The 24119-nt window shown below is 41.1% G+C and carries 16 protein-coding genes; 15 read left to right on the top strand and 1 reads right to left on the bottom strand.

Annotated features, from left to right (window positions below; all coding sequences use genetic code 11):
* The coding region (locus WJR50_RS28320; RefSeq protein ID WP_341296692.1) for a hypothetical protein at positions 1–191 on the top strand (191 nt) is incomplete at its 5' end.
* A 242-nt stretch (positions 192–433) separates the two neighbouring features.
* Here the strand turns inward: WJR50_RS28320 and WJR50_RS28315 are convergent.
* A complete protein-coding gene (locus tag WJR50_RS28315) occupies positions 434–2257 on the bottom strand; it encodes an ABC transporter ATP-binding protein (protein ID WP_341296691.1) in 1824 nt (607 codons plus the stop codon).
* A 164-nt stretch (positions 2258–2421) separates the two neighbouring features.
* Between WJR50_RS28315 and WJR50_RS28310 the strand changes: the two genes are divergently transcribed.
* The 14 genes from WJR50_RS28310 to WJR50_RS28245 all read left to right on the top strand — a co-directional run bounded on the left by WJR50_RS28310 (position 2422) and on the right by WJR50_RS28245 (position 24056).
* A complete protein-coding gene (locus tag WJR50_RS28310; protein ID WP_341296690.1) occupies positions 2422–3402 on the top strand; it encodes an SDR family NAD(P)-dependent oxidoreductase in 981 nt (326 codons plus the stop codon).
* A 131-nt stretch (positions 3403–3533) separates the two neighbouring features.
* A complete protein-coding gene (locus WJR50_RS28305; RefSeq protein WP_341296689.1) occupies positions 3534–4931 on the top strand; it encodes a tetratricopeptide repeat protein in 1398 nt (465 codons plus the stop codon).
* Positions 4932–4940: 9 nt separating this feature from the next.
* The gene (locus WJR50_RS28300; RefSeq protein ID WP_341296688.1) at positions 4941–5705 is read left to right on the top strand and encodes a phosphosulfolactate synthase; all 765 of its coding nucleotides are present in this window, start codon (positions 4941–4943) and stop codon (positions 5703–5705) included.
* 66 nt (positions 5706–5771) lie between these two features.
* The gene (locus WJR50_RS28295) at positions 5772–6722 is read left to right on the top strand and encodes a polyprenyl-phosphate transporter (RefSeq protein ID WP_341296687.1); all 951 of its coding nucleotides are present in this window, start codon (positions 5772–5774) and stop codon (positions 6720–6722) included.
* Positions 6723–6762: 40 nt separating this feature from the next.
* Entirely contained in the window at positions 6763–7752 is a 990-nt protein-coding gene (locus WJR50_RS28290) for an AAA family ATPase (protein WP_341296686.1), read from the top strand.
* 195 nt (positions 7753–7947) lie between these two features.
* Positions 7948–10080, top strand: a complete 2133-nt coding sequence (locus tag WJR50_RS28285; protein ID WP_341296685.1) for a beta-helix domain-containing protein — start codon at positions 7948–7950, stop codon at positions 10078–10080.
* A 95-nt stretch (positions 10081–10175) separates the two neighbouring features.
* Positions 10176–13100: a TonB-dependent receptor gene (locus WJR50_RS28280; protein WP_341296684.1), complete on the top strand. Its 2925-nt coding sequence runs from the start codon at positions 10176–10178 to the stop codon at positions 13098–13100.
* Between the two features lie 120 nt (positions 13101–13220).
* Entirely contained in the window at positions 13221–14189 is a 969-nt protein-coding gene (locus WJR50_RS28275) for a beta propeller repeat protein (protein ID WP_341296683.1), read from the top strand.
* 209 nt (positions 14190–14398) lie between these two features.
* On the top strand, positions 14399–15310 hold the full coding sequence (locus WJR50_RS28270) for a TIGR01777 family oxidoreductase (RefSeq protein ID WP_341296682.1): 912 nt from the start codon (positions 14399–14401) through the stop codon (positions 15308–15310).
* Between the two features lie 163 nt (positions 15311–15473).
* Positions 15474–16253 carry an LOG family protein gene (locus tag WJR50_RS28265; RefSeq protein WP_341296681.1) on the top strand — a complete coding sequence of 260 codons (780 nt, stop codon included), beginning with the start codon at positions 15474–15476 and terminating at the stop codon, positions 16251–16253.
* Positions 16254–16260: 7 nt separating this feature from the next.
* Entirely contained in the window at positions 16261–17268 is a 1008-nt protein-coding gene (locus WJR50_RS28260; RefSeq protein WP_341296680.1) for a lytic transglycosylase domain-containing protein, read from the top strand.
* A gap of 477 nt (positions 17269–17745) precedes the next feature.
* On the top strand, positions 17746–20619 hold the full coding sequence (gene uvrA / locus WJR50_RS28255; protein WP_341296679.1) for an excinuclease ABC subunit UvrA: 2874 nt from the start codon (positions 17746–17748) through the stop codon (positions 20617–20619).
* A gap of 699 nt (positions 20620–21318) precedes the next feature.
* Complete coding sequence (locus WJR50_RS28250) at positions 21319–22086, top strand: porin family protein (protein ID WP_341296678.1); 768 nt, start codon at positions 21319–21321, stop codon at positions 22084–22086.
* A gap of 41 nt (positions 22087–22127) precedes the next feature.
* Positions 22128–24056 carry a hypothetical protein gene (locus tag WJR50_RS28245; protein WP_341296677.1) on the top strand — a complete coding sequence of 643 codons (1929 nt, stop codon included), beginning with the start codon at positions 22128–22130 and terminating at the stop codon, positions 24054–24056.
* Positions 24057–24119 lie beyond the last annotated feature (63 nt).

The raw sequence follows: 24119 nt of genomic DNA, 5'->3' as shown, positions 1-24119 counted from the left end.
CGAACAGAGAAGTTAAGCCCGGCAGCGCCAATGGTACTGCTACCCGCGGGAGAGTAGGTCGCCGCCTTTCTATTATTTGCCTCAGCATATTTAATGCTGAGGTTTTTTTATGCCCCAGCATATCCTTTGGGCTCATTGATTCGGATCAAGCAATAAATCTGGGGGGCAGTAGTACTAAGCATAGATTTTAAAAAGCCTGTAAAATACAATAGTCCGAGTTTTACACTTGGATTTTACTCTACCTTCATAAATATCTTTATTCACTCACTGAAACGACCTAATTGGATTGTATAAAATTGGGCATACTTCACTATACCACAAAACTTGCGTAGAATCGGGTTATGTTGATGAATAACTTTTCACGCAAAAGATCAAGATTTTTAGAGATTTGGCAGCTAGTCTACGTACAAATAAAATTGTCCGGTCAAGTAGCTTAATCTTCCTGGAGCTGTAATCTTACCAGATTACTATAGTCCCCTTGCAGTGTATTTAATTGTTCATGAGTGCCTTGTTCTACAATTTTGCCACCCTTAAGAACATAAATCTGATCTACTTTTTTTATTGTAGCTAGGCGGTGGGCGATAATGATTGTAGTTCTGTTTTCCATAAGGCGATCAAGAGCCTGTTGAACCAGATATTCTGATTCTGCATCAAGTGAGCTAGTAGCTTCATCTAAAATCAGTATTTCAGGATTTTTAAGAATAGCCCGAGCAATAGCCACTCTTTGTCTTTGGCCACCGGATAATTTAACCCCTCTTTCTCCTACTTTTGTATTGTAGCCCTCAGGAAAAGCTTCAATAAAATCATGCGCATTAGCCTTCTCTGCTGCCAAACGAATGTCGTCAAGGGATGCCCCAGGTCTTCCATACATAATATTTTCTTTTATGCTACCTCCAAATAGAATTACTTCCTGTGGTACAATGCCAATATGCTTTCGGTATTCTAGAAGATCATAATTTTTAATATCCTGCTCATCAACCATTATTTTACCCTGATCAACATCATAATATCGTAATAATAACTGGGTGATAGTAGATTTCCCTGCCCCACTATGTCCTACTAGCGCTATTTTTTCTCCTTTATTAATTTTAAAACTAATATTATTAAGTACCTGAATATCACTTCTGGTAGGATAGGAAAAGGCCACATTCTGGAAGGAAATAGCACCCTGGATAATTGGGCCTGATTTAGCCTTATAATATTGAGTAGGATCTAATTCTTCTTGTTGGTTTAGAATGTCAAGTACTCGCTCGGAAGCTCCCACAGCTTTTTGAATTTGGCCATACAAATCTCCCAAACCGGCAATAGAGCCTCCTATTAATGTTGTATAGAGTATGAAAGAAATTAATTCTCCGATTGTAATATTCCCTTCTTCTACCAAAGAGGCGCCATACCAGATAACAGCTACGATGCCTCCGAATAAAACAAAGATGACGAATGAGATAAATAAGCCTCTAAAAACAGCTGCTTTTAGGGCAATATCTACAACTGATGTGAGTGCACTATTATATTTTTTGATCTCAAAGAGCTCACTGGTAAAAGATTTTACTGCCTGAATAGCTTGTAATGTTTCCTCAACAATGATGTTGGTATCCGCTAATTGATCCTGAGTATTTTTTGATAGCTTACGAATCTTTCTACCAAATAAGATTGATAAGATGACCAGAATAGGAAAGGTTGCCAACATAAAAGCGGTAAGCTGAGGCGCCATAAATGAAATGACAATGATACCGATAAAAAGGGTAGCAAATTGTCTTAAGAACTCAGCCAAGGTGGTGGAAAAAGTATTTTGGAGGAGAGATACATCAGAAGTAATTCGGCTAATAATTTCTCCGGTACGGTGCTGATCATAGAAAGTCATGGGCAATGACATCAATTTACTATATAAAGATAACCTTATATCTGCCATTGATTTTTCGTTCACCTGGGCGAAAAAGTATACCCTGATAAAAGAAAATATACTTTGCACCAAGAAAATGCCTAGTAAAATAAGCGCAATTGTATCTATGCTCTCGCCAATCCAGGAGGCGTTACCGGAGGCAACATCTATGAGTTCTCCGGAGGCAAGCGGAAAGGTCAGTAAAGTCAGGCTGGAGAAAACCAGGCTGACGATACCAATGATGAACTGCCATTTGTAAGGTATGATAAACCTGTAGATGCCCAAAAGGCTTTGAAAACTTTTTTTGTTAAGCTTTATTTTTTTGTTTTTATCCTCTGAGGTAGTATCAGCTACCTGATCGGTGTCCTTATTTGCCATGTGCTAAAAAGAAATTGAAGTACTCACGCTCTAAAATAAAGAGAAATATACGATACAGCAGCTTCTTGTAAAAATTGTATAAAACCCGAACAAACTACCACTCAGGTAATTAAGCGGTGAAACTGTATATTTGTTGGACTCATAAGAAAAGGAAATATTTTAATATGGTATTAGTCACGGGTGCCAATGGCCTTATAGGAAGTTTTATTTGCAGAAAGCTTCTGGCAGAAGGGTACAAAATTAAAGCTTTGAAAAGAGAGCATTCTGACCTGAAACTGTTGGAAGATATTCAACATCATATTACCTGGGTCACTGGAGACTTACTTCAGGTGGGCGAAATTAAAGAATATTTGCAGGAAGTGGAGCATGTGATTCATTGTGCAGCGGTAGTTTCTTTCGCTAGTAAGCATGAAGATTTAATGCGGAGAGTGAATGTAGAAAGTACTGCTAACCTGGTCAATACATCTCTTCAAATGGGGGTAAAATGTTTCTTACACGTGAGCTCGGTGGCATCGGTAGGTAAAGACAAGCTTTCCAACATCAGTACAGAAGAAACCCAATGGATGGAGGGTGAAAAAAATACAGCCTATGCCCGCAGCAAACATCAGTCAGAACTGGAAGTCTGGAGAGGCTGGGCAGAAGGGTTAAATACCGTAATTATTAACCCCTCTTTGGTATTGGGACCAGGTGATTGGGAGAAAAGCAGCACACAGGTATTCAAATATATTTGGGAAGAAAATCGCTTTTATACTGAAGGAAAAGTAAACTATGTAGACGTCCGTGACGTAGCAGAAGTAGCTGTACGCCTTTTAGGTTCAAAGATAAGAGGGGAACGCTTTATTGTAAACGCAGGAAGTATGACCTACAAAGAACTTTTTGAAACAATTGCCAGAGAATTTGGTAAGCGTCCACCTAATATTAGAGTGAAGGGACTTATGATTAAGCTGGCTATCATGATGGATAAAGTGAGAACTATACTGACCAGTGGCTCGCCTTTGGTAACCGATGAGTTAGAGCAAGTTTCCAAGAATCAACATACGTATGATAATACCAAAATTAAGCAGGCAATAGATATAGAATTTGCTGATTTTGAAAGTACAGTGCGCTGGTGTTGCCAGCAATTAAAACCTGATACTATAGACTGAGATAGTGTATTTAAAGAACTAAAGAACAGTTGGCTATGGTTGAAGTATTATATATATTTAAAGCAGATCATCTGTAAATGGCACTCTTTGCAGATGATTATTTTTCGATAACAACATGAATGTCAAGATGTATGGGAGAAAACTATAAAAGAAGAGAGGATGGTGATCAGTTGGCAGCGTGGTTTGAAGAGCAACAGCAGAACAATGCCGCGCAGTTTTTTGACTTAAATGTTTATATTGACCTTATTGAACACTACCTACAGATAGATGACAACTCCAAAGCTTTGGAAGTTTGTTATATGGGGACTGAACAATATCCCTACTCTGCTGAGCTACTGATGAATAAGGCTCAGATTCTTACCAACCTGGAAGAATATGAAGAAGCCCTTGAAGCAATAGACAAGGCCTCAAACCTTCAGCCTAATGATACTGAAATACTGATGCTTAAAGGAAATATCCTCACTTATTCAGGGCGGCATCAGGAGGCTATCCATGAATTTGAACATTTACTTAGCTTCAGTGCTGAAAAAGACGAAATCTACTATAATATGGGACTTGTCTATCAAAATGCCGCAGAATATGGTAAGGCGATAGACTGTTATAAGCAAGCCATTGAACAAAATATCCATCATGAAGATGCTATGTATGAACTGGCTTTCTGTTTGGATATGACTGGTGAACTGGAGGATAGCTTAGGCTATTATGAGCGCTTTATCAATCAAGATCCCTACTCTCAGCATGCCTGGTATAATATGGGCATTGTATACAATAAGTTGGGAGAATATGAGAAGGCAGTGCAGGCATATGAGTATGCGGTAGCCATTGATGATCAGTTTTCATCTGCGTACTTTAATTTGGGTAATGCGCATATGAATCTTAAGCAGTATCAGAAAGCAGTGGATGCTTACCTGCAAACCTACAAAATAGAAGGTGCCAGCCCTGAAACCTACTGCTATCTGGGTGGAGCTTACGAAAAGCTTAACCAGTACGAAAAAGCAATTAAGTACTACCATAAGTCTGCGAAGCTGGATTATCTGTACGATGAAGCCTGGTTTGGTATTGGCTCATCGCTTAGCAAGCAGCAAAAATGGATGGAAGCGGTACACTTCTTTAATAAAGCCATAAAAATCAATGGTGACAATGCTCAGTACTGGCTAAAGTTAGCTGAAGCTGAGTATCAGGTGGGAAATATGGTATCTTGTATGGATGCCTATCAGGAAGCCAGCCTGATTGACCCTGAAAATGTAGAGGTATGGCTGGAGTGGTCTAATGTATATTACGAACAGGGAGACTATGAGAAAGCGCTGGAACTGGTAATAGATGGTATAGATGAGCTCCCGGAAGAGGTAGATCTCTATTATTATGCTACTGCTTACCTAATTTGTGCCGGTAAATTCCGCGAAGCGTTTAATTTTCTGGAAAATGCTTTAACTTTGGATTTTGACAGACATGAAATTCTGTATGAGTTCTTTCCAAGGTTAGAAACTCAAAAAGCATTGTTTAAAATCATAGATCAGTACAGAAAATAAATCTTTTTGATGAATTATACGCTACGTCAGGTCCCTGAGCGGACACTGAAGCCCAGAGTTTATGGCTATACCATGGCAATGGATAAAGGCTTGAGTTTACGAGAAATAGAAGACTTTATTAGTGTAGCCGGTGATTATGTGGATATAGTTAAGCTTGGATGGGGCACATCTTTTGTCACGCCCAATTTGCAGGAAAAAATCAAGATTTATCACGACGCAAATATTCCCGTCTATTTCGGAGGCACACTGTTTGAAGCATTTGCCGTAAGAAATCAGTTTGACGATTACCGCAAAATACTGGATAAATACGGAGTATCATTTGCTGAAGTATCAGATGGCTCTGTTGATATGGAGCATGGCCAGAAGTGCGAATATATCCGTAAGCTGGCCGAGCAGGTAACCGTATTATCGGAAGTGGGGTCTAAAGATGCTGCCAAGATTATGCCTCCCTACAAATGGATAGAGCTGATGCAGGCAGAACTGGATGCCGGAGCCTGGAAGGTGATCGGCGAAGCACGTGAAGGTGGTAATGTGGGCTTGTTTCGTTCCAGTGGAGAAGTGAGGTCAGGCTTGGTGGAAGAGATACTGACCAAAATCCCTTTTGAAAAAATTATCTGGGAAGCTCCACAAAAAGAGCAGCAGGTCTGGTTTATCAAATTACTCGGAGCTAATGTAAATGTAGGTAATATTGCACCTAACGAAGTTATCCCTCTAGAAACAATACGTTTAGGGCTAAGAGGTGACACTTTTAATCATTTTCTGGAACAGAAATAATAGCAGTCTATTGAGCATATCCTTATCTACTCAGACTCAATTGACCACTTCATGCCCTATTAAATCATGCAGAGACTCAGAAATTACATACAGCTTTTTTTAAAAGGTGTAGCTATGGGAGGGGCCGATGTGGTGCCCGGTGTATCGGGAGGTACTATCGCATTTATAACAGGTATTTACGGTACCCTGCTCGACACTATCAAGTCCTTTGATCTGGAGGCTGTACAGCTTTTGCTAAAGTTCAAAATCAAAGCCTTGTGGGAGCATGTCAACGGAAGTTTTCTGCTAACGCTGCTGAGCGGTATCGCATTAAGTATTATTACTTTGGCCAAGCTGATTCATATTTTTCTGGAAAATTACCCCATTCAGCTGTGGTCTTTTTTCTTTGGGCTGGTGATCATTGCTGCGGTATCGGTTTCCAGAGAAATTAAAAATTGGAGCGTCGGTGCTATTATAGCAGGTCTCTTGGGTATAGTGATTGCTTTTGTCATTACGTTGGCTACACCGGCAGAAACGCCTACTGCCAGTTGGTTTATCTTTTTATCAGGTGCAGTAGCCATCTGTGCAATGATTTTGCCAGGGATCTCAGGGAGCTTTATCTTGCTTATCCTGGGTAAGTATGCCTATATACTGGAAGCTGTTAATGAAAGAGAACTGGGAATAATTGCCGTCTTTGGAATTGGCTGTGTAGTAGGACTTCTGAGCTTTGCTCGTGTAATTTCATGGTTACTGCATAAGTTTCATGATGTGGCGGTAGCACTGCTTGCAGGATTTATGATAGGCTCTCTGAACAAAATCTGGCCCTGGAAGGAAGTGGTACAGACCAGGATCAACAGCAAAGGAGAGGAAGTGCCTTTTATTACTGAAAATGTACTGCCCGGAGCGTATCTTGAAGCCACATCAATGGACCCTCTGCTGTGGCAGGCGCTACTCTTTATGCTGCTTGGCATAGGCATTGTCGTCTTTTTGGAGCAATTTGCTACCCGGAGGAGCAGAAAAATTACATCTGCGTCCTAATATTGAGTTATAGATATATAGATAAACTACCTTTTTAGCAATGGATAAAGCAACTGACGAAGCACTTAAGCAAGAATATCAGAGCAAAATACAACAGGTTTTTACTGAAGTAAAAAAAGTAGTAGTAGGACAGGAGTATATGGTAAACCGCCTACTCATTGGCTTATTTACGCAGGGGCATATCTTGTTGGAAGGTGTCCCCGGTCTTGCCAAGACCCTTACAGTAAATACCTTGGCCAAGGTGTTACATCTCAATTTTCAACGTATACAGTTTACTCCCGATCTCTTGCCCGCTGACCTGATCGGAACCATGATCTATAATCAGCAGAAAGCTAATTTTGAAGTAAAGAAAGGGCCTATATTTGCCAACCTGATTCTGGCCGATGAGGTCAACCGCTCCCCTGCCAAGGTACAGTCAGCTTTGCTGGAAGCCATGCAGGAGAAGCAGGTAACTATCGGGGAAACTACCTACCCGCTGGATCGTCCCTTTCTGGTGCTGGCTACGCAGAACCCGGTAGAACAGGAAGGAACTTATCCCCTGCCCGAGGCTCAGGTAGACCGTTTTATGATGAAGGTGCATGTGGACTATCCTTCCAAAGAAAACGAACTGGAAGTAATGCGCCGCATGTCTAATATGTCCTTCAGTGGAGATTTACAATCTGTACTTACCAAAGAAGATGTATTCGCCATTCGTGATGAGATCAATGCAGTAAGCATTTCGGATTCGTTGGAGAAATACATTATTGAGCTGGTATTTGCCACACGCTATCCGGACCAGTACAATATGCAGGATATTGCCAGTTATATTCAGTTTGGAGCCTCTCCCCGGGCCAGTATCAATCTTAATATTGCGGCCAAAGCCATTGCTTTCTTTGATCAGCGTGACTATGTATTGCCGGAGGATATCAAAGAAGTAGCGCATGATGTATTCAACCACCGTATTCTGCTCAATTATGAAGCAGAAGCGGATGGTGTCAGTACGTCAGATATCATCAAGAAAATTCTTCAGAAAGTACCCATCAATCGCTAGTTGAATATTAGTCAACATATTGTTAGTATTAGTAAACTCCTGTAAATCAGGAGTTTTTTATTTTACACGTTAACAATAAATTAACACGAATTATCAATCGTTAATGATTTGTTAACATTTCGGTCGTGATAGGTTAATACTAGAATATGAATTTTGCAGGTGTAATTTTTAGCAAGAACACTACAAAATTCAATTATGAAGAAACTATCGCTTACCCTATTATTAACCCTTGGCCTGATGGCCGCCTTTTTTACGGCCTGCGATGATGAGGATGATCCGGACCCGGATACAACACCATCTATCAGCAGCCTCACTCCTAGCAGCGGTCCTGTAGGAACACCAGTAACCATTGCAGGAACCAACTTTGGTACTTCTCCTTCAGTAAGTTTTGGAACTACTACTGCTACTACCAGTAATGTAAGTGCAACTTCTATTACTGTTGAAGTACCAGCAAGCTTAGGTCTGGGAGCAGTTGACGTTACAGTCACTGCCGGAGGCGAAACTTCCAATGCAGCAAGCTTTGAAGTGACAGAGCCAGGCGACCAAACAATAGCTGATATAGCGAGTGCTACTGATGAGCTTTCAACACTTGTAGCGGCCCTTAGCAGAGACGCTGCTTCTGACTTACTAGATGCTGCATCCGATCCTGATGCTACACTTACAGTCTTCGCGCCTACCAATGACGCATTTGAAGCGTTTTTGGCCGCAAATGGATTTGCTTCTTTAGATGATGTACCAGATGATGCCCTTGTAGCAGTACTCCAAGACCACTTATTAGGTTCTGTTGTAGCTTCTTCAGCGATAGAGAATGGTCAGATTACTGCGGCTCTGAGTGAAAACAGCTTATTATTCACTTCAAACGATGATGGAGTTTTTGTTAACAACGCCGAGGTATCTACTGCTGATGTTACCGCATCTAATGGTGTAGTACATATTGTAGACGCTGTAGTAATAGGTGCTGAGATTCCTGAAAATGATCTTGCCCCTTGGGTAAGTGGTCATTTGCAGTTTAATGGTAACGTAGTTGCTGATCCTACACTGGGTGCAATTTCTCGTACTCCCAACCAAGCATTAAATCCAGTACCCAGCGCAGATGTTATCACTGCGAATGTAGCGGCTTTACCTGAAGATGATTTCTTTACTGAAGCTAATTATAAAGGAGCATTTGATCCTGCAGGTGACAATTGGATGAATGACTGGTCTACACTGTGGAAATTAGGATACCTTACTGGCTCGCCTGCTACTCCTGAGGCTCCATATGATCCGGCAACAGCAACTTTGGAGACTATCCCGAATTCAATTACTGAAGACTTTACTTTGACAAGCGATATAGTTTGGGTTCTTGATGGATTAACTTATGTAGAAGGTGGAACACTTCTAATTGAGCCAGGAACAGTGATAATTGCTGAAACTGAGCCCACTACTGGTGACAATACCTCTGCTCTTGTGATTACTACTGGTGGTATGATAGACGCTCAGGGTACGGTTGAAGAGCCTATTATTTTCACATCAGAAACTGATGATGGTGCAAAATTACCTGATGAAGCTGGTGACTGGGGAGGTGTAATAGTTCTGGGAACTGCACCAATAGGATTTGGTACTGCCGGTACTAACTCAATTGAAGGTATTGACCCTAATGAGCCTAGAGGTCAGTATGGTGGGTCGGATGCAGATGATGATTCTGGTATCATGACTTATGTATCAATTCGTTACTCTGGTGTAGGTATCAATCCTGGTAGTGAAATTCAAGGATTATCATTAGGTGGAGTAGGTGCAGGAACAACTTTAGAGTATATAGATATCTTCTCTAGTGGTGACGATGGCATAGAGATCTTCGGAGGTACAGTAAATATCAAATATGCAATTGCTGCCTTTGTTGATGATGATAACTTTGACTATGATGAAGGCTGGATAGGTAAAGGACAGTTCTGGTTTAGTATCCAATCTGATATTCAGACTGATGCAGACCACGGGGGAGAATGGGATGGAACAGGCCCTCAGGATAATGTTACTCCTTATGCAAATCCTACCCTCTATAACCTGACATTAGTGGGAAGAGGTCAAAGCTCTACCGGAAGAGACGTAACGGCTCCCGCTATCTTGATGCGTGATAATACTGCTGGAATTTTAGCCAACTCTATCATCACTGATTTCAATGGCAAAGGTATCGAAGTTGAAGATAAACCAGGTGATGATGTTGACAGCTATAACCATCTGATCAACAGAGAGCTTCAACTGCTTAACAATGTGTGGAATGTGAATCCTTCTTATCTTGATCTGGATGCAGAAGAGAGCACAGGCATTGTTTATCCTACCGGTGGTTATTAATTAAGAATAATAAGAATAGTTATAAGCTTGGCGGACATTGGTTCCAATGTCCGCCTTTTTCAAATTCTATGATATTTATTTAATCGTCCAAAAGAATGAAATGTCATTTTAATCAAATCTCTAGTATTATTTTCTTCTTAAGCTTATTCTTAGGAAGTGGAGTATTATATGCTCAAACCGGTACTGTAAGCGGTACCATCATTGATTCAGAAACAGCTGAAGAATTAATAGGAGCCACTGTACAAGTACAAGGCACCTCAACAGGTACTATAACCGATATTTCTGGTTATTATCAACTCCCTTTAGCACCAGGTACTTATACTTTGGTTTATAGTTATGTCTCTTACGCTTCAAAAACTGTTGAGGGAGTTGTTGTTGAAGAGGGTAAAGCTACAAGGATAGATATTGCCTTAGAATCTTCAGATGTACAGTTGCAAGAAGTGGTAGTACAGGCAGAACAGATCAATAATAATGAAGTAGCCTTGCTTAAACTACAACAAAAGTCTTTCGCTGTTCAGGATGGAATTTCAATCGGAGAAATTAGAAGGATAGGCGCGAGCAACTCAGCCGAGTCAGTAAAAGGTGTGACCGGAGCTTCTGTGGAAGGCGGTAAATATGTAGTAATGCGTGGATTAGGAGACCGTTATTCTCTTTCACAACTTAATGGCGTAACGCTGCCCAGCACGAACCCTTATCGTAACAGTGTTAGCCTGGACCTGATACCCACGTCAATCATTGAAAATATTGTTACTACTAAAACATTTACTCCTGACCAACCCGGTAATTTCACTGGTGGTAATGTAAATATCAGTACCAGGTCTATCCCGGATGAATTCTTTCTGACAGCAAATGTATCGCTTGGTTATAATACCGAAGCTACTTTTAATGAAAACTTTTTAACTGACCCTGTTAATGGGAAAACGGACTGGTTAGGTTTTGACGATGGCTCACGTGCCTTACCTGAGTTTTTGGAAAATGAGGCAAACAGAGAAGCACTTCGTTCAAACAGTTTGGGTTCTAGGGCTGATAATGCCGGAGAAGAATTTGATGATGACCGTCGTGTACTACAAGGTAGTGCTGATGCACTTTCTGATCGTTCTTTTATTCCTGCAACCAAAACGCCGGGTTTAAATACTAGCTATCAATTATCTCTCGGTGATCGTAAATCTCTTTTTGGTAGAAACTTTGGTTTCACATTGGGAGGTAACTACAATAGAAATTTCACCAATTATTCAAACAGAGAGCTGAATATATGGGAACTGCCTGGTAACACATCAACTGATTTGCTTTTTCCCTTTTTAGATACTGAAGGGCAGCAAAGTATGGAAGCTGTGAGCATAGGAGCGTTTGCCAGTCTGGCTTACCAGTTAAGTAACAGCAACGAAATCTCTTTGAATTACACTTACAATAACGATGCTGAAACAACTGCTGCCTACCTTGAAGGCATATGGCCTGGTGCAATATCTATTGGTCATACCTACCAGGGTAGAAATATCAGCTACGTACAGAGGGAGTTAAGCAATGTTCAATTGAGTGGAAAACATGCACTTGGCACACAGAAAAATACTAAGATTGATTGGGTGCTAGGGTACGTAGCTTCTGCTCAAGATGAGCCTGATACCCGGATTATGGCGAACAATATCACTAATAGTGGTCTATATGAAATCCGACAGGCAGAATACGATCGCCCTTTTCATTTTTTCAGAGCGCTTAATGACGATCAGTTTAGTGGAAAAATAGATATTGAAATCCCTCTGGGAGAAGAAAGTGACAACAAAATAAAGTTTGGGTTTCTTGGAAATAGAAAAGAGAGAACATTTGATGAACAGCGCTATCAACATCAGGAGCCAGGCGATAGCGAAGATTTTGTGACCTTTAGAGAAGCAGAAGGAGACTATGATACTTACTTTAGCCCTGGAAATTCAGGTGTGCTGAGTCAAAATGAGAATGGAAGCTATAACTTAGGAGGTTATTTTTCTAACCAGACCCTTGCTTCTAATGCATATACCGGATATGAACAAGTGCTTGCCGGGTATGTAATGACAATGCTACAACTGAACGAAAAGCTTAAAGCTGTAGGAGGAGTGAGATTGGAAAAAACAGATTTTGAAGTAGAGTCAGGAAATCCTACTGATCCCGTTGGAGAAATAGATGAACTAGACCTTTTACCTTCATTGAACCTTATCTACGCATTAACAGATAAGTCAAACCTAAGATTATCTGGAAGCCGTACATTGGCGCGTCCAAATATGCGTGAATTAGCTCCTTTTGTTTCTTTTGACTTCATTGGTGGTTTTATCAATAGTGGTAATCCAGATTTGGAAAGAACATTGGTTTGGAATGCTGACTTGCGTTACGAGTTGTTCCCCGGTGCTGGTGAAATGTTCGCTATAAGTGCATTCTATAAAGACTTTACAAATCCTATCCAAAGGAGATTGATACCTGCAGCGTCGGGTGGTCAGATTCGCTACGTAAATGTTGATCAAGGTATCTTATATGGAGCGGAACTTGAGTTCAGAAAGAACCTGGAAGACTTAACCCCGGCTCTGACTAACTTTAAATTCAGCGCGAACTTTACCTATACTGTCTCTAAAGTGGACCTTACAGAAGAAGAGCTTTCTTTCTTAAGGCTGAGTGATCCTAATCCGGAATCAACACGTCCTTTTCAGGCACAATCCCCTTTTATTGTAAATACTAACCTAACCTATTATAATCCTGAAATAGGCTTTGAGACTACCTTATATGCCAATATGTATGGTAAGCGTTTGTTCTATAATGGATTTGGAGGACTTCCTGATGTATATGAAGTACAAGGAGATGGTGAAATCCCTACTCCTGATCTAAGACTCAATATTCAAAAGTCCTTTTTAGATAATTTTAGCGTAGGCTTCAGGGTTGAGAATATTCTAAACGCAACTACTTTCCGCTTTATTGATTATAAAGACACAAATTATAACAATGAAGTATTTCAACCTGGTAGAACTTTCGTCCTGTCTCTAGGATATAAAGTTGGACAGTAATTAATTGAACAGATTTAACTCTAAAGCGGCCATTGCGCCGCTTTTTTTAGCACTATATATCTCATTATGCATATAACTATATTCTGTCATGTACTATTTAGACCAAAATAGATTAAGCTTATGAAAAAAACGCTTTTAATTGTTCTTTCATCTCTCTGTCTGCTATCATGCTCAGAGGAGGAGGTTGTCAATCCTGTTTATTGGCAGTTAATTCCCAACTATAATACGCTGCCACTAATCAGTATTTGGGAAAACGAGGATAAGATATTTTTTGGTGGTGGAAGTGTAGGGGTTGAAGCTAACGAACATTTAGGGGCTATTATGAGCTTTGATGGACACGAGCTTATTAAAGAAAATGTAAACTGGAAGAGCAGATCTTTAGTAATAGGTGGAGCCAGTAATGACCAAACGACCTACGCGATTGCGAATCTTTATGATGAAAATCAAAATCATAATGATGAAATACTGGTCTATAGTAATCAAGAGTGGGTATTATTAACTCAATTTGATTTTCATTTCATTACAAATGTAAAGAACATTCAGGGGGAAATCTATCTGACTTCATCAGGAGGGGTATATACAATTGAAGACTCTGAACTCAAGAATTTAAATGCTCCTTATCTTATTCACATCATGGATATCTGGGGTGCCTCATCTGATAATTTATATGCCGTAGACTATAGTGGGGAAGAAGATTTTATTCTTCATTTTGATGGAGAAAAGTGGATTAACATGCTTTCTCCAGGTGAATTTTCTAGTAGTTTCTTAACTGCTATAGAGGGAGTTTCAGATAATGAAATCTATGCTGTGGGAAGTAATAGGTTCTTACGGTTTGATGGAGAGCATTGGGAAGAAATAGCAGAGGATACAAAAGGTTATTTTGATGATTTAACGGTATTAGGCAGTAGAGATGTTTATTTAGTAAGTTCTGAATATCCAAACTATGGGGCAATACACCACTATAATGGCATAGAATTAGTCCAGGAATTTTCTACAGTTACAGGAATTAATAGTATTTGGAATAGTCCTAAGCATGGGCTATTTGCAGTAGGTAATGATGGACTTATTCTGAACAAACCCATTAGGTAATTAACAGACCGTCAGAGGGAACAGCTACAACAGGGATGTTTAGCTACCTTCAAGTTAACCAAGTACAACAAATAACAGTATCAACTACAATAGGAGTGTCTAAATATAAGGCATAAAGCGGCTATAGCGCCGCTTTTTTTGTGTTTGATTGTGCATAAACATAATAATGAGAGAGCCGTTTTTAATAAGCGCACATTAAATGATTCAATATGAGCAAAAACGTACTCATCACCGGAGGTACAGGTATGATTGGCAGTAGACTTACGCCTATGCTGCAGGAAAAAGGCTATGAGGTAAGTCACCTGAGTCGGTCCCGCACAGGCAAAGAAGCAGTAAAAACCTATGTGTGGGATATCCAGAAGAAAGAAATAGAACCCGAAGCGCTCAAGCAGGCCGATTATATCATCCACCTGGCAGGGGCAGGGATTGCTGATAGCCGCTGGACGGAGAGCCGTAAGCAAATCATCATTAAAAGTCGCACGGAAACTACCCGCCTCCTGCACGACGGTCTGGCACAGCTGGGACAACATAAAGTAAAAGCTTTTTTATCCGCCTCAGGAATTTCCATTTACGGCTCTGATACCGGAAGTACAGAAATCTACGAAAGCAGTCCCAAGAGCGATGAGTTTATCGCAGACGTGGTGAAACAGTGGGAAGCTTCAGTAGATGAAATCTCCCGCCTGAACATCCGTACCATAAAGCTCAGGACAGGAGTGGTACTCAGTATGAAGGGAGGCGCATTGCCCAAAATTGTACAGCCTATCAAGTTGGGGGCAGGTGCTCCGCTGGGTAGTGGTGAGCAGTACATGAGCTGGATTCATATAGACGATATCTGCCGTATGTATATACATGCCCTGGAAAAGGAAGATGTGCATGGTGTGTACAATGCAGTAGCCCCCCGCCCAGTCACCAATAAGGAACTTACCCAAACCGCCGCCAAAATATTACATAGACCCCTCATCCTCCCTAATGTGCCTGCCTTTGCCCTCAGGCTTGCTTTTGGCGAAATGGCATCAATTGTGTTAGGAGGTAATAAGCTCTCTAACCAAAAAATAGAAAGTACCGGATTTGACTTCAGGTACAAAAGAGTAGAAGCTGCGCTGACCGACCTTCTGAAGTAATTGATGAGATAGCCATAGTCCGGGAATGTTAACAGTAACATTTCCGTTAAATATAATGCACTCAATAAAAATGCTGATATTATGGTCATGCGAGGGAATAATATTTCTTCCACCAGACTGTTCTGCGGTATAATACAAGTAAACAAAATTGAAGAAGAATAATATGAAAAGTGAGACTGATAGCCACAATGAAACGCCTGCCAACGGATCAACCAAACAATTACCTGAGCATATTCCTACCCCCGGAGAAAGAATAAAAAAAGCCTTTAGAGAACGTGACTGGAACGAAATCAAGATCAACGATTCATGGGCAGTATTTAAGTTTATGTCAGAATTCGTGGAGGGTTTTGAAAAACTTTCCAAAATAGGCCCCTGCGTTACTATTTTTGGCTCCGCCCGTACCCAGAATGACCATCCTTATTATAAGACAGCAGAAGAAATCGCGGCCAAGCTGGTAAGGCATGGCTACGGTGTGATCACCGGAGGAGGGCCGGGAATCATGGAAGCCGGGAACAAGGGAGCGAAAAGAGAAGGGGGTAAATCCGTAGGGGTAAATATCATATTGCCCTTTGAACAATCCAGTAATATTTACATTGATCCGGATAAACTGATCACTTTTGATTATTTTTTTGTTAGGAAGGTGATGTTTGTCAAATATTCTCAGGGATTCATTGTCATGCCCGGAGGATTTGGCACATTAGACGAGTTTTTTGAAGCGTTAACGCTGATACAAACTAAAAAAATCGGTAGATTCCCGATTGTACTGGTCGGCACAGACTACTGGAAGGGACTTCTGCAATGGATAGAAGATATCGTTCTCAAGCAAGAGCAGAACATCAGCAGTGTTGATATGGATTTGATCAATCTGGTGGATACCCCTGAAGAAGCAGTAGAGGTGATCGATAATTTTTATTCAAAATATACTTTATCACCAAACTTCTAACATCACTTTGAATACATTAAGAACGCAGGTCAGAATTCAGTTTGTCATCATTTTACTCCTGGTTTTTTACCTGGGATGGAGAGAGTTTATGGATGAAAACCAAAGCTCAGGAGTAAAGGAAGCCTCTCTGAGCGGAGAGCAGACGACTGCTGATGGAAGGGAAATGGCAGGGACCAATAAGCTTCCTAATTACCAGGCATTTATTGTGCCCACGCCCGATGAAGTGACATTTGCCGGTGAGAAGATTCCGCTGCAAGAGCCGGACCTGCGTGAGCGTTTTGATCGTGAAATTCACGTAAATGCCAACTGGCATTCCAATACCATTCTGATGATCAAACGCTCCCATCGCTGGATGGCGCAGATTTCAGAAGTATTGAAAAAGAACAATATCCCTGACGACTTCAAGTATATCGTAGCGATTGAAAGTAATTTTGAAGAAAGCGCCATGTCGCACCGCAATGCGGTAGGCTTTTGGCAGCTTTTGGAAGGTACTGCTGAGCAGTATGGTCTGGAAGTGAACGGAGAGGTGGATGAGAGGCGTGACCCGATGAAGTCTACTGAAGCAGCCTGCAAATATCTTCAGGATGCTTACGATAAGTTTGGCAGCTGGACCAGCGTAGCTGCTTCTTACAATGTAGGTATGCGGGGATTGGAACGCCGACTTGAAGAGCAAAATGTAGATTCTTATTTTGATGTATTGCTTAATGATGAGACCGCTCGTTATATGTTCAGAGTACTGGCAGCCAAAGCTATCCTGGAAAATCCGGGTTTATATGGCTTTAACATCCCTGAGTCAGCACGTTACAATCAGCCGGAGTTTGATACGATAAAAGTAGAAGAAACTATCCCTGATCTGGTAGACTTTGCGCATGAGCACGGAATTACCTATAAAACGCTCAAGCGTTATAACCCCTGGTTGCGCGATGATGAGCTGACAGTGAAGAAGAATACCTATGAAATTCTGATCTCCAAAGATCCGGTGGAGCAATACATAGTGCAAAAGCTGGCCGACTAAGCGTTTCTAAGGAAAAAACCTTCTGTAAGAAGCCGTTGATGCTAAGCATGAATGGCTTTTTCTTTTCTGTTACTTATCAGGCAGGAATAAGTTAGTTTTAATAACAAACCTCAATCACAACTAAACAAAAGCTTAATTTTTTGCGTAAATTCTCAATTAGAAAAGCAACTCCCAAAAATTGCCAGGGGACCATATTTGAATATAAGTATTCCCTTATGGCAAAGCTCATGGCAGGAATCTCCTGAGCGGAAAGAATTCGTTATTTTTCGGTTAAGCTGATTGAATATGCTGATTTTTAGCTTTCTAAGTAGAAGTTGGCATGAGTAGTACTGCGTCTTTATCAGGCTAGCGTGATAAAAGATAAACGTTGCCTGAAATAGAAGTATGTACAATACGCATAATAAAAAATAATAACTTAGCACCTTTTGTACCTTCCTTTAGTTAGGGTATAGACCGAAATTGTAATGTAATCTTTGTATGGAGCAAACAGAAGCACAAACTGTACAATCACCCACTTCTGAGCATGGGCTTTCTACTTCTTATGATCAGGAGGCTATAGAAATTTTTGGTGCCAGAGAACATAACCTTAAGAATATAGATGTATGGCTCCCCCGCAATAAGCTGATCGTAGTAACAGGCATCAGTGGTAGCGGAAAGTCTTCTCTTGCCTTTGATACCATTTATGCTGAAGGGCAGCGCCGCTACATGGAAAGCTTCTCGGCTTATGCCCGTTCTTTCATAGGGAACCTGGAAAGACCTGACGTGGACAAGATCAATGGGCTGAGTCCGGTAATTTCTATTGAACAGAAGACCACTTCCAAGAACCCTCGCTCCACGGTAGGTACGGTTACGGAGATTTATGACTTCATGCGTCTGCTCTTTGCCCGTGCCGGAGAGGCTTATTCTTACCTGACAGGCAAGAAGATGAAGCAGCAATCGGAAGACCAGATTATTGACTATATACTGGAAAGCTTTGACCAGCAGAAGCTGATCATCCTGGCCCCGGTAGTCAAAGGCCGTAAAGGACATTATAGAGAGCTGTTTCAGCAGATTCGTAAGATGGGCTTCGCCAAAGTACGGGTAAATGGTGAAGTAACGGACCTGGTGCCTAAAATGCAGGTAGACCGTTACAAAACCCACGATATTGAGATAGTGATAGATAGGATACTGGTAACCACCGAAGATCGCTACCGGATTACTGAATCCATCAAAACGGCACTCAATCATGGTAAGGGCATCATGATGGTCTCTGATACGGAGGGTAATGTACACCACTTCTCCAAATTTTTGATGGACCCGGAGACAGGCCTTTCTTATGATGAGCCTGCGCCCAATACTTTTTCCTTCAACTCACCTTACGGAATGTGTCCTTCCTGTCATGGACTAGGCCAGATTGACGAATTTGCCATGGAGGCCATCATTCCTGACAATAACCTGAGCATTAGCCGGGGAGGTATCGCACCTCTGGGGGAGTACCGTGATATCTGGATATTCAAGAAGCTGGAAGCAGTACTCAAGAAGCACAAAGTTAAGCTGAGCACGCCTATCAAAGATATTCCTGAAGATGTGATGAAAGTGGTAATGCATGGCGACAAGGAAACGGTAGCTGTAAAATCTATCAAATATCCCGGTTCTAACTATAACGTAAAATTTGAGGGAGTAATAGGTTATCTGGAAAAACAACAGGAAACCGGTACGGACAAAACGCAGAAGTGGGTGAAGCAGTTTGTCAGCAGCCGCACCTGCCCCGAATGTGAAGGTGCAAGACTGAAAAAAGAATCTCTGCACTTCAAGATTGCCGATAAAAATATCGCTGAGCTGGCCATGTTAAATATAGATGACCTAAGCCAGTGGTTCGTTGGGTTGGAAGACCGGCTCAATGACAGGCAGCGTATCATTGCTACTGAGGTATTGAAAGAAATACGAAAACGTATTGGCTTCCTGGTGGATGTGGGACTTACTTATCTGAGCCTTAACCGTCCGCTTAAAACGCTTTCTGGTGGAGAGGCGCAGCGAATTCGTCTGGCTACCCAGATTGGTACACAACTGGTAGGCGTACTCTACATTTTGGATGAACCCAGCATTGGTCTGCATCAGCGCGACAATGTAAAGCTGATCAAAGCTCTGCAGGATCTGCGTGATCTGGGTAATACAGTAATTGTAGTAGAGCACGACAAAGATATGATGCTTCACTCAGACTACATTCTGGATATTGGTCCGGGGGCGGGTCGTCATGGGGGTAAAGTGATTGCCTCGGGTAGCCCTGAAGATTTTATCAAAAACGGAGGCATTACCGCTGATTATCTGAACAATGTTTGCCAGATTAAAGTACCTGAAAAGAGAAGGGAAGGAAGTGGGAAAGAGTTAAAGCTGAGTGGGGCAAGCGGTAACAATCTGAAAAATGTAACGCTAACTTTGCCACTGGGCAAGATGATTTGTGTAAGCGGAGTGTCAGGAAGTGGAAAGTCTACCCTTATTCATAATACACTGTTTCCGTTGCTGAGCCAGCACTTTTATCGTTCGCACACTGATCCCTATCCTTATAAGGATTTTAAAGGTATTAAAAATATTGATAAAGTAATTGAGGTAGATCAGTCCCCTATCGGGCGTACCCCTCGCTCCAATCCGGCTACCTATACCGGAGTATTTTCAGACATTCGCGCATTGTTTTCACAGTTGCCGGAGGCTAAAATTCGGGGCTATAAGCCAGGTCGTTTTTCTTTCAACGTCAAAGGTGGACGCTGCGAAACCTGCGAAGGAGCCGGTATGCAGCTGATAGAAATGGACTTTCTGCCTGATGTACACGTGCCCTGCCCTACCTGCAAAGGCAAGCGATACAATCGTGAAACGCTGGAAATTCGTTTCAAAGGAAAATCTATAGCAGATGTGCTGGATATGACCGTGGAACAGGCAGTAGAATTCTTTGAGAATCAGCCTCGTATTCTGCGGAAGATACAGACACTGGATGATGTAGGTTTGGGCTATATCAGTCTGGGGCAGCATGCCACTACGCTATCCGGAGGAGAAGCGCAGCGGGTGAAGCTTTCTACCGAACTCTCAAAGAAAGATACCGGAAAGACGCTTTATATTCTGGATGAACCTACTACCGGCCTGCATTTTCAAGATATCCAACACCTTTTGGATGTGCTCAATAAGCTGGTAGACAAAGGGAATACTGTGCTGATCATTGAGCATAATATGGATGTGATCAAAGTGGCGGATCATGTCATAGACCTGGGTCCTGAAGGTGGAAGAGAAGGTGGTGAGATTATTTGTGAAGGCACGCCGGAAGAAGTGGCAAAATGTAAAAAGGGGTATACCGGAAAGTTTTTAAAGCAAGAGATTAGTTAGCGAGTATATTTAGGATATACTTTTTGCAATGAGTTCTAAGTTTTAGTTTAAAAAACTAGCACACTCTATAAAATACCTAAAGCAAATCACCTTGCCTTAGGTATTTTTTTTTGACTTAACATTGCTTTTCATGACAGAATACATTGCTGAAGTATTGAAAGTAATTCATACGGTATTTGAAGAGTCGTGTAATTTTTTAAGCATAAAGCTTTTTTAAAAGCATTTTAAAGGTATTTACCAATATGTACCACCTTATAAACCAAAATAAGCCCTCGTTCCTCCTACCGAATAATGTTTGGTGAATAATGCAATTTGTCTTATCAGTTATTTTTACTTTCTCTCTGATAAAGGTTTATAAGTCAGTTACTTCCTTACCATTTTCTCTTCCGTATTTCTGTGTGATAAAATAATAGTTCAATTGAAGAAACTCTATTTTCAATAGTGAATAACTCATTATAAGCATAAGTATACAGACTCATATATTCTTCCAATGCTAAGCTTACTTATGTAATAAAGCGGACAGCTTATAGTATATTATTATTATTTAAAGCGTTTGCTTTGCCTCCATTAAAAAAGATACTCCACCATACCTAATGTGCTTTGCTGTAGAACCCCAATATGTAATAGACATTGCAGCATATCCAGAGAAGTATTTACCTAAATAATAATTACATCAACGATTAAAGATTTACCTCATTTATGAAAACACGCTTATTAGGAGGCATGCTTCACATTCCCATGCGATTAGCCTGGCTTCTTTTCACCATAGTAGCCTGGAGTATAACTACTTCTTCTATGGCACAGGAAAGTGGTGAAACGGATAACTCAAGTCCTCAGGCTATCAAGTATGGTGTAAGGGCAGGATTAACATCCAGTGGGTTTTACCACCAGGATCTGACTCAGCATAAACACACAGGAAGTATTACAGGTGTTACAGTAGGAGGTTTTGTAACCTACAGCCCGATAAGCTTGCTGGATGTGTCACTGGAGGTGCTGTATATGCAGCAAGGTGGAGCCCGTACCCAACTGAGAAATTCAGCAGTAGACGAAAGCCCTATCGCTACTACTGCTAATACCTACCTACATAATCTGGAAGTGCCTTTACTTCTTAAATTCAACATACCAGGAATCAGCACCACGATCAAACCTCAGTTGATAGTGGGCCCTGCCTTAGGATATAACATAACAAGTATAGAATCTCAGGATATCTCTTTTCAGTATGGTGATCAGTTTGCCACTGGCAGCGGAAAAGAAGATGTAAGATCGGATTTTAGGTCTCTTCAGTACGGTGCATATGCCGGAGCTGGTATTGAGATTCCTATGGGTGCCAATGAGTTGTCGGTTGATTTCAGATATCGTTATGGTGTTAATGCAATCAATAATGGTATGGATATCACAAACCTGATAGGTGATGTTACGGATGTTCGTACCAATTCCTACATGATCACTTTGGGCATGAGCTTTTAATTATTACCAAATTCATAACTAAATTTCTAACATCTCAAATCATGAAAAAATCTCTTTTAGGATTACTAGGCCTCTCTATTTTCGGTCTTGGTATTCTAACTTCTTGCGAAGATGAGTTTACCGAAGAAGACGCACTTCAGAGACAAGAAGAACTTCTTAATAAGCAGCAGGAAAACGCTGTTGCCTTAGAAAACCTTACCCACGAACAATTGATGGCTTATACCCGCTTACAGGATTCATTGGAAAGAATCGGTGGGGTTATTGTCTACTCAGTTCGTGTAATGGATGCGGCTAATGCCAATACAACCAATGCCCGCAAGGCGATGGTAGAAGGAGCTACTGTTACTGTCATCCAGAATGGCGTAGCGATCTCAGAAACTGCTGACGAGAATGGTATCGTTGTATTTGACGATATGCGTATTGGTCAGGTGAATGTTACTGCTAAAATTGAAAATTATACTTCAGCTTTCTTTACCGCTGATATTACTCCCAGCTATGCTGATAACAAAACAGTACACAATGCTTCTACTACTGTACCCCTTTTCCCTATTACTGTAGAGGCTGGAGCAGGTAGAATTACAGGTAAAGTTTATGCAGAAACCAACCTGCTAAACGATGACCCTGAAATGGCTGTAGGAGCAAAAGTAACTGCTTCTATTGACCTTAGTGATAACAACTTCAAGAACAACTTCCTTTTAAATGATGGAGCAGGAGTGATTACTAGCATCACTTATGAAAATGCTACCGTGTCTACTACTGTAGGTGAAGATGGTACTTACGAACTAATTGTTCCTGCTGGTATTGGCAATGGCAACGAAGGTCTTCCTATTGCACTTAAGTTTGCTAACTACAGCGCTGAGCAAATATTAGTACATAACAACAGTGTTGATACTGTTTCTACCATGTTTATTCCCGGTGGAGGATCTTCTGTGATCCCTAACGATCCCGGTGTATTGGTTAGCCTTCCTGATTTTACCGCTGCCGGAACTGGTGCTGAATTGACAGTTAGCCGGGTTGAAACAAGATTAGATCTGGGAGATAACTTTGATGTTGAAGTAATCAATGGTGGCGCTGGTTATGTAGGAGTAGGTGGTGAAGTAAGGTTTACTATTGAAGGTGCTGAGAATACACTGGCAGTATTTGAAGTAAATGCTGATGGTAAGATCACTAACTTTGATGGCTTTACAGATTATACGGGTGTAGATATCACCTTATCAGATGCTGATGATACATTTACAAGCGAACCTGTATTAGGCGTTCTTTATGACTTTGACGGTGGTACTACTGATGATACAGATGGTTCTGGTGCTAAGTTTAAGGTGAAGTTCATGTCTGATTATGAGTTAGAGTTGGCTAACGGAGGTGCAGGTTATACTTTTCTTCCTTCGGTTAAAGTAAAATATACTTACTACAATGATATGACAATGAGTAGTGGTAGTGGAAATGCTTCAGATTTTAGCTTGGAAACTGCATACAAGGTAATGAGTCTTAATGATATCAATGGAATGGAGTTGATAGATGGAACAATGTTTCTTGTAAACAATGCCCAATTACCCAATGCTTCAAGTGCACTTTTAGCTAATCAGGAGATAGTATCATTTGAGATTGTAGAAGTTATGCCTATGGAAAGAGTAGCAGCTGAGATACTGCCTACTATTAATTCTGAAGGAGAACTTACTTCAATTACAGTGATTGATGGTGGTCAGGGATATACTCCTGGTCAGCGTATTGATTTAGAGATCACTTCTCCGACCGGAGCAGGAAGCGGGGCGATTGCCTATATTACTGAAAGTGATATTGATCAGGATGGTGAAATCCAGTCAATTACTGTAGTTGCTAAAGGTAGCGGTTATAAGACTACTTCTAACGGAGCAACTCAGGCGAGTGCAGGAAGCATGCCTTCTCAGAGCGTAGCTGCCGGTGAGTCTGCTGTTGTAAATTACAATTACGGAACTGGTATCAGAGAATAAGCTTTTCTGATGATTTTAATAAGGCTTCTATAGGCATCTATAGAGGCCTTTTTTAGGCTTTTA

Origin of the sequence: Catalinimonas locisalis (assembly GCF_038039535.1) — a bacterium.
GTDB lineage: Bacteria > Bacteroidota > Bacteroidia > Cytophagales > Cyclobacteriaceae > Catalinimonas.
This window is presented reverse-complemented; position numbering and strand designations above follow the sequence as displayed.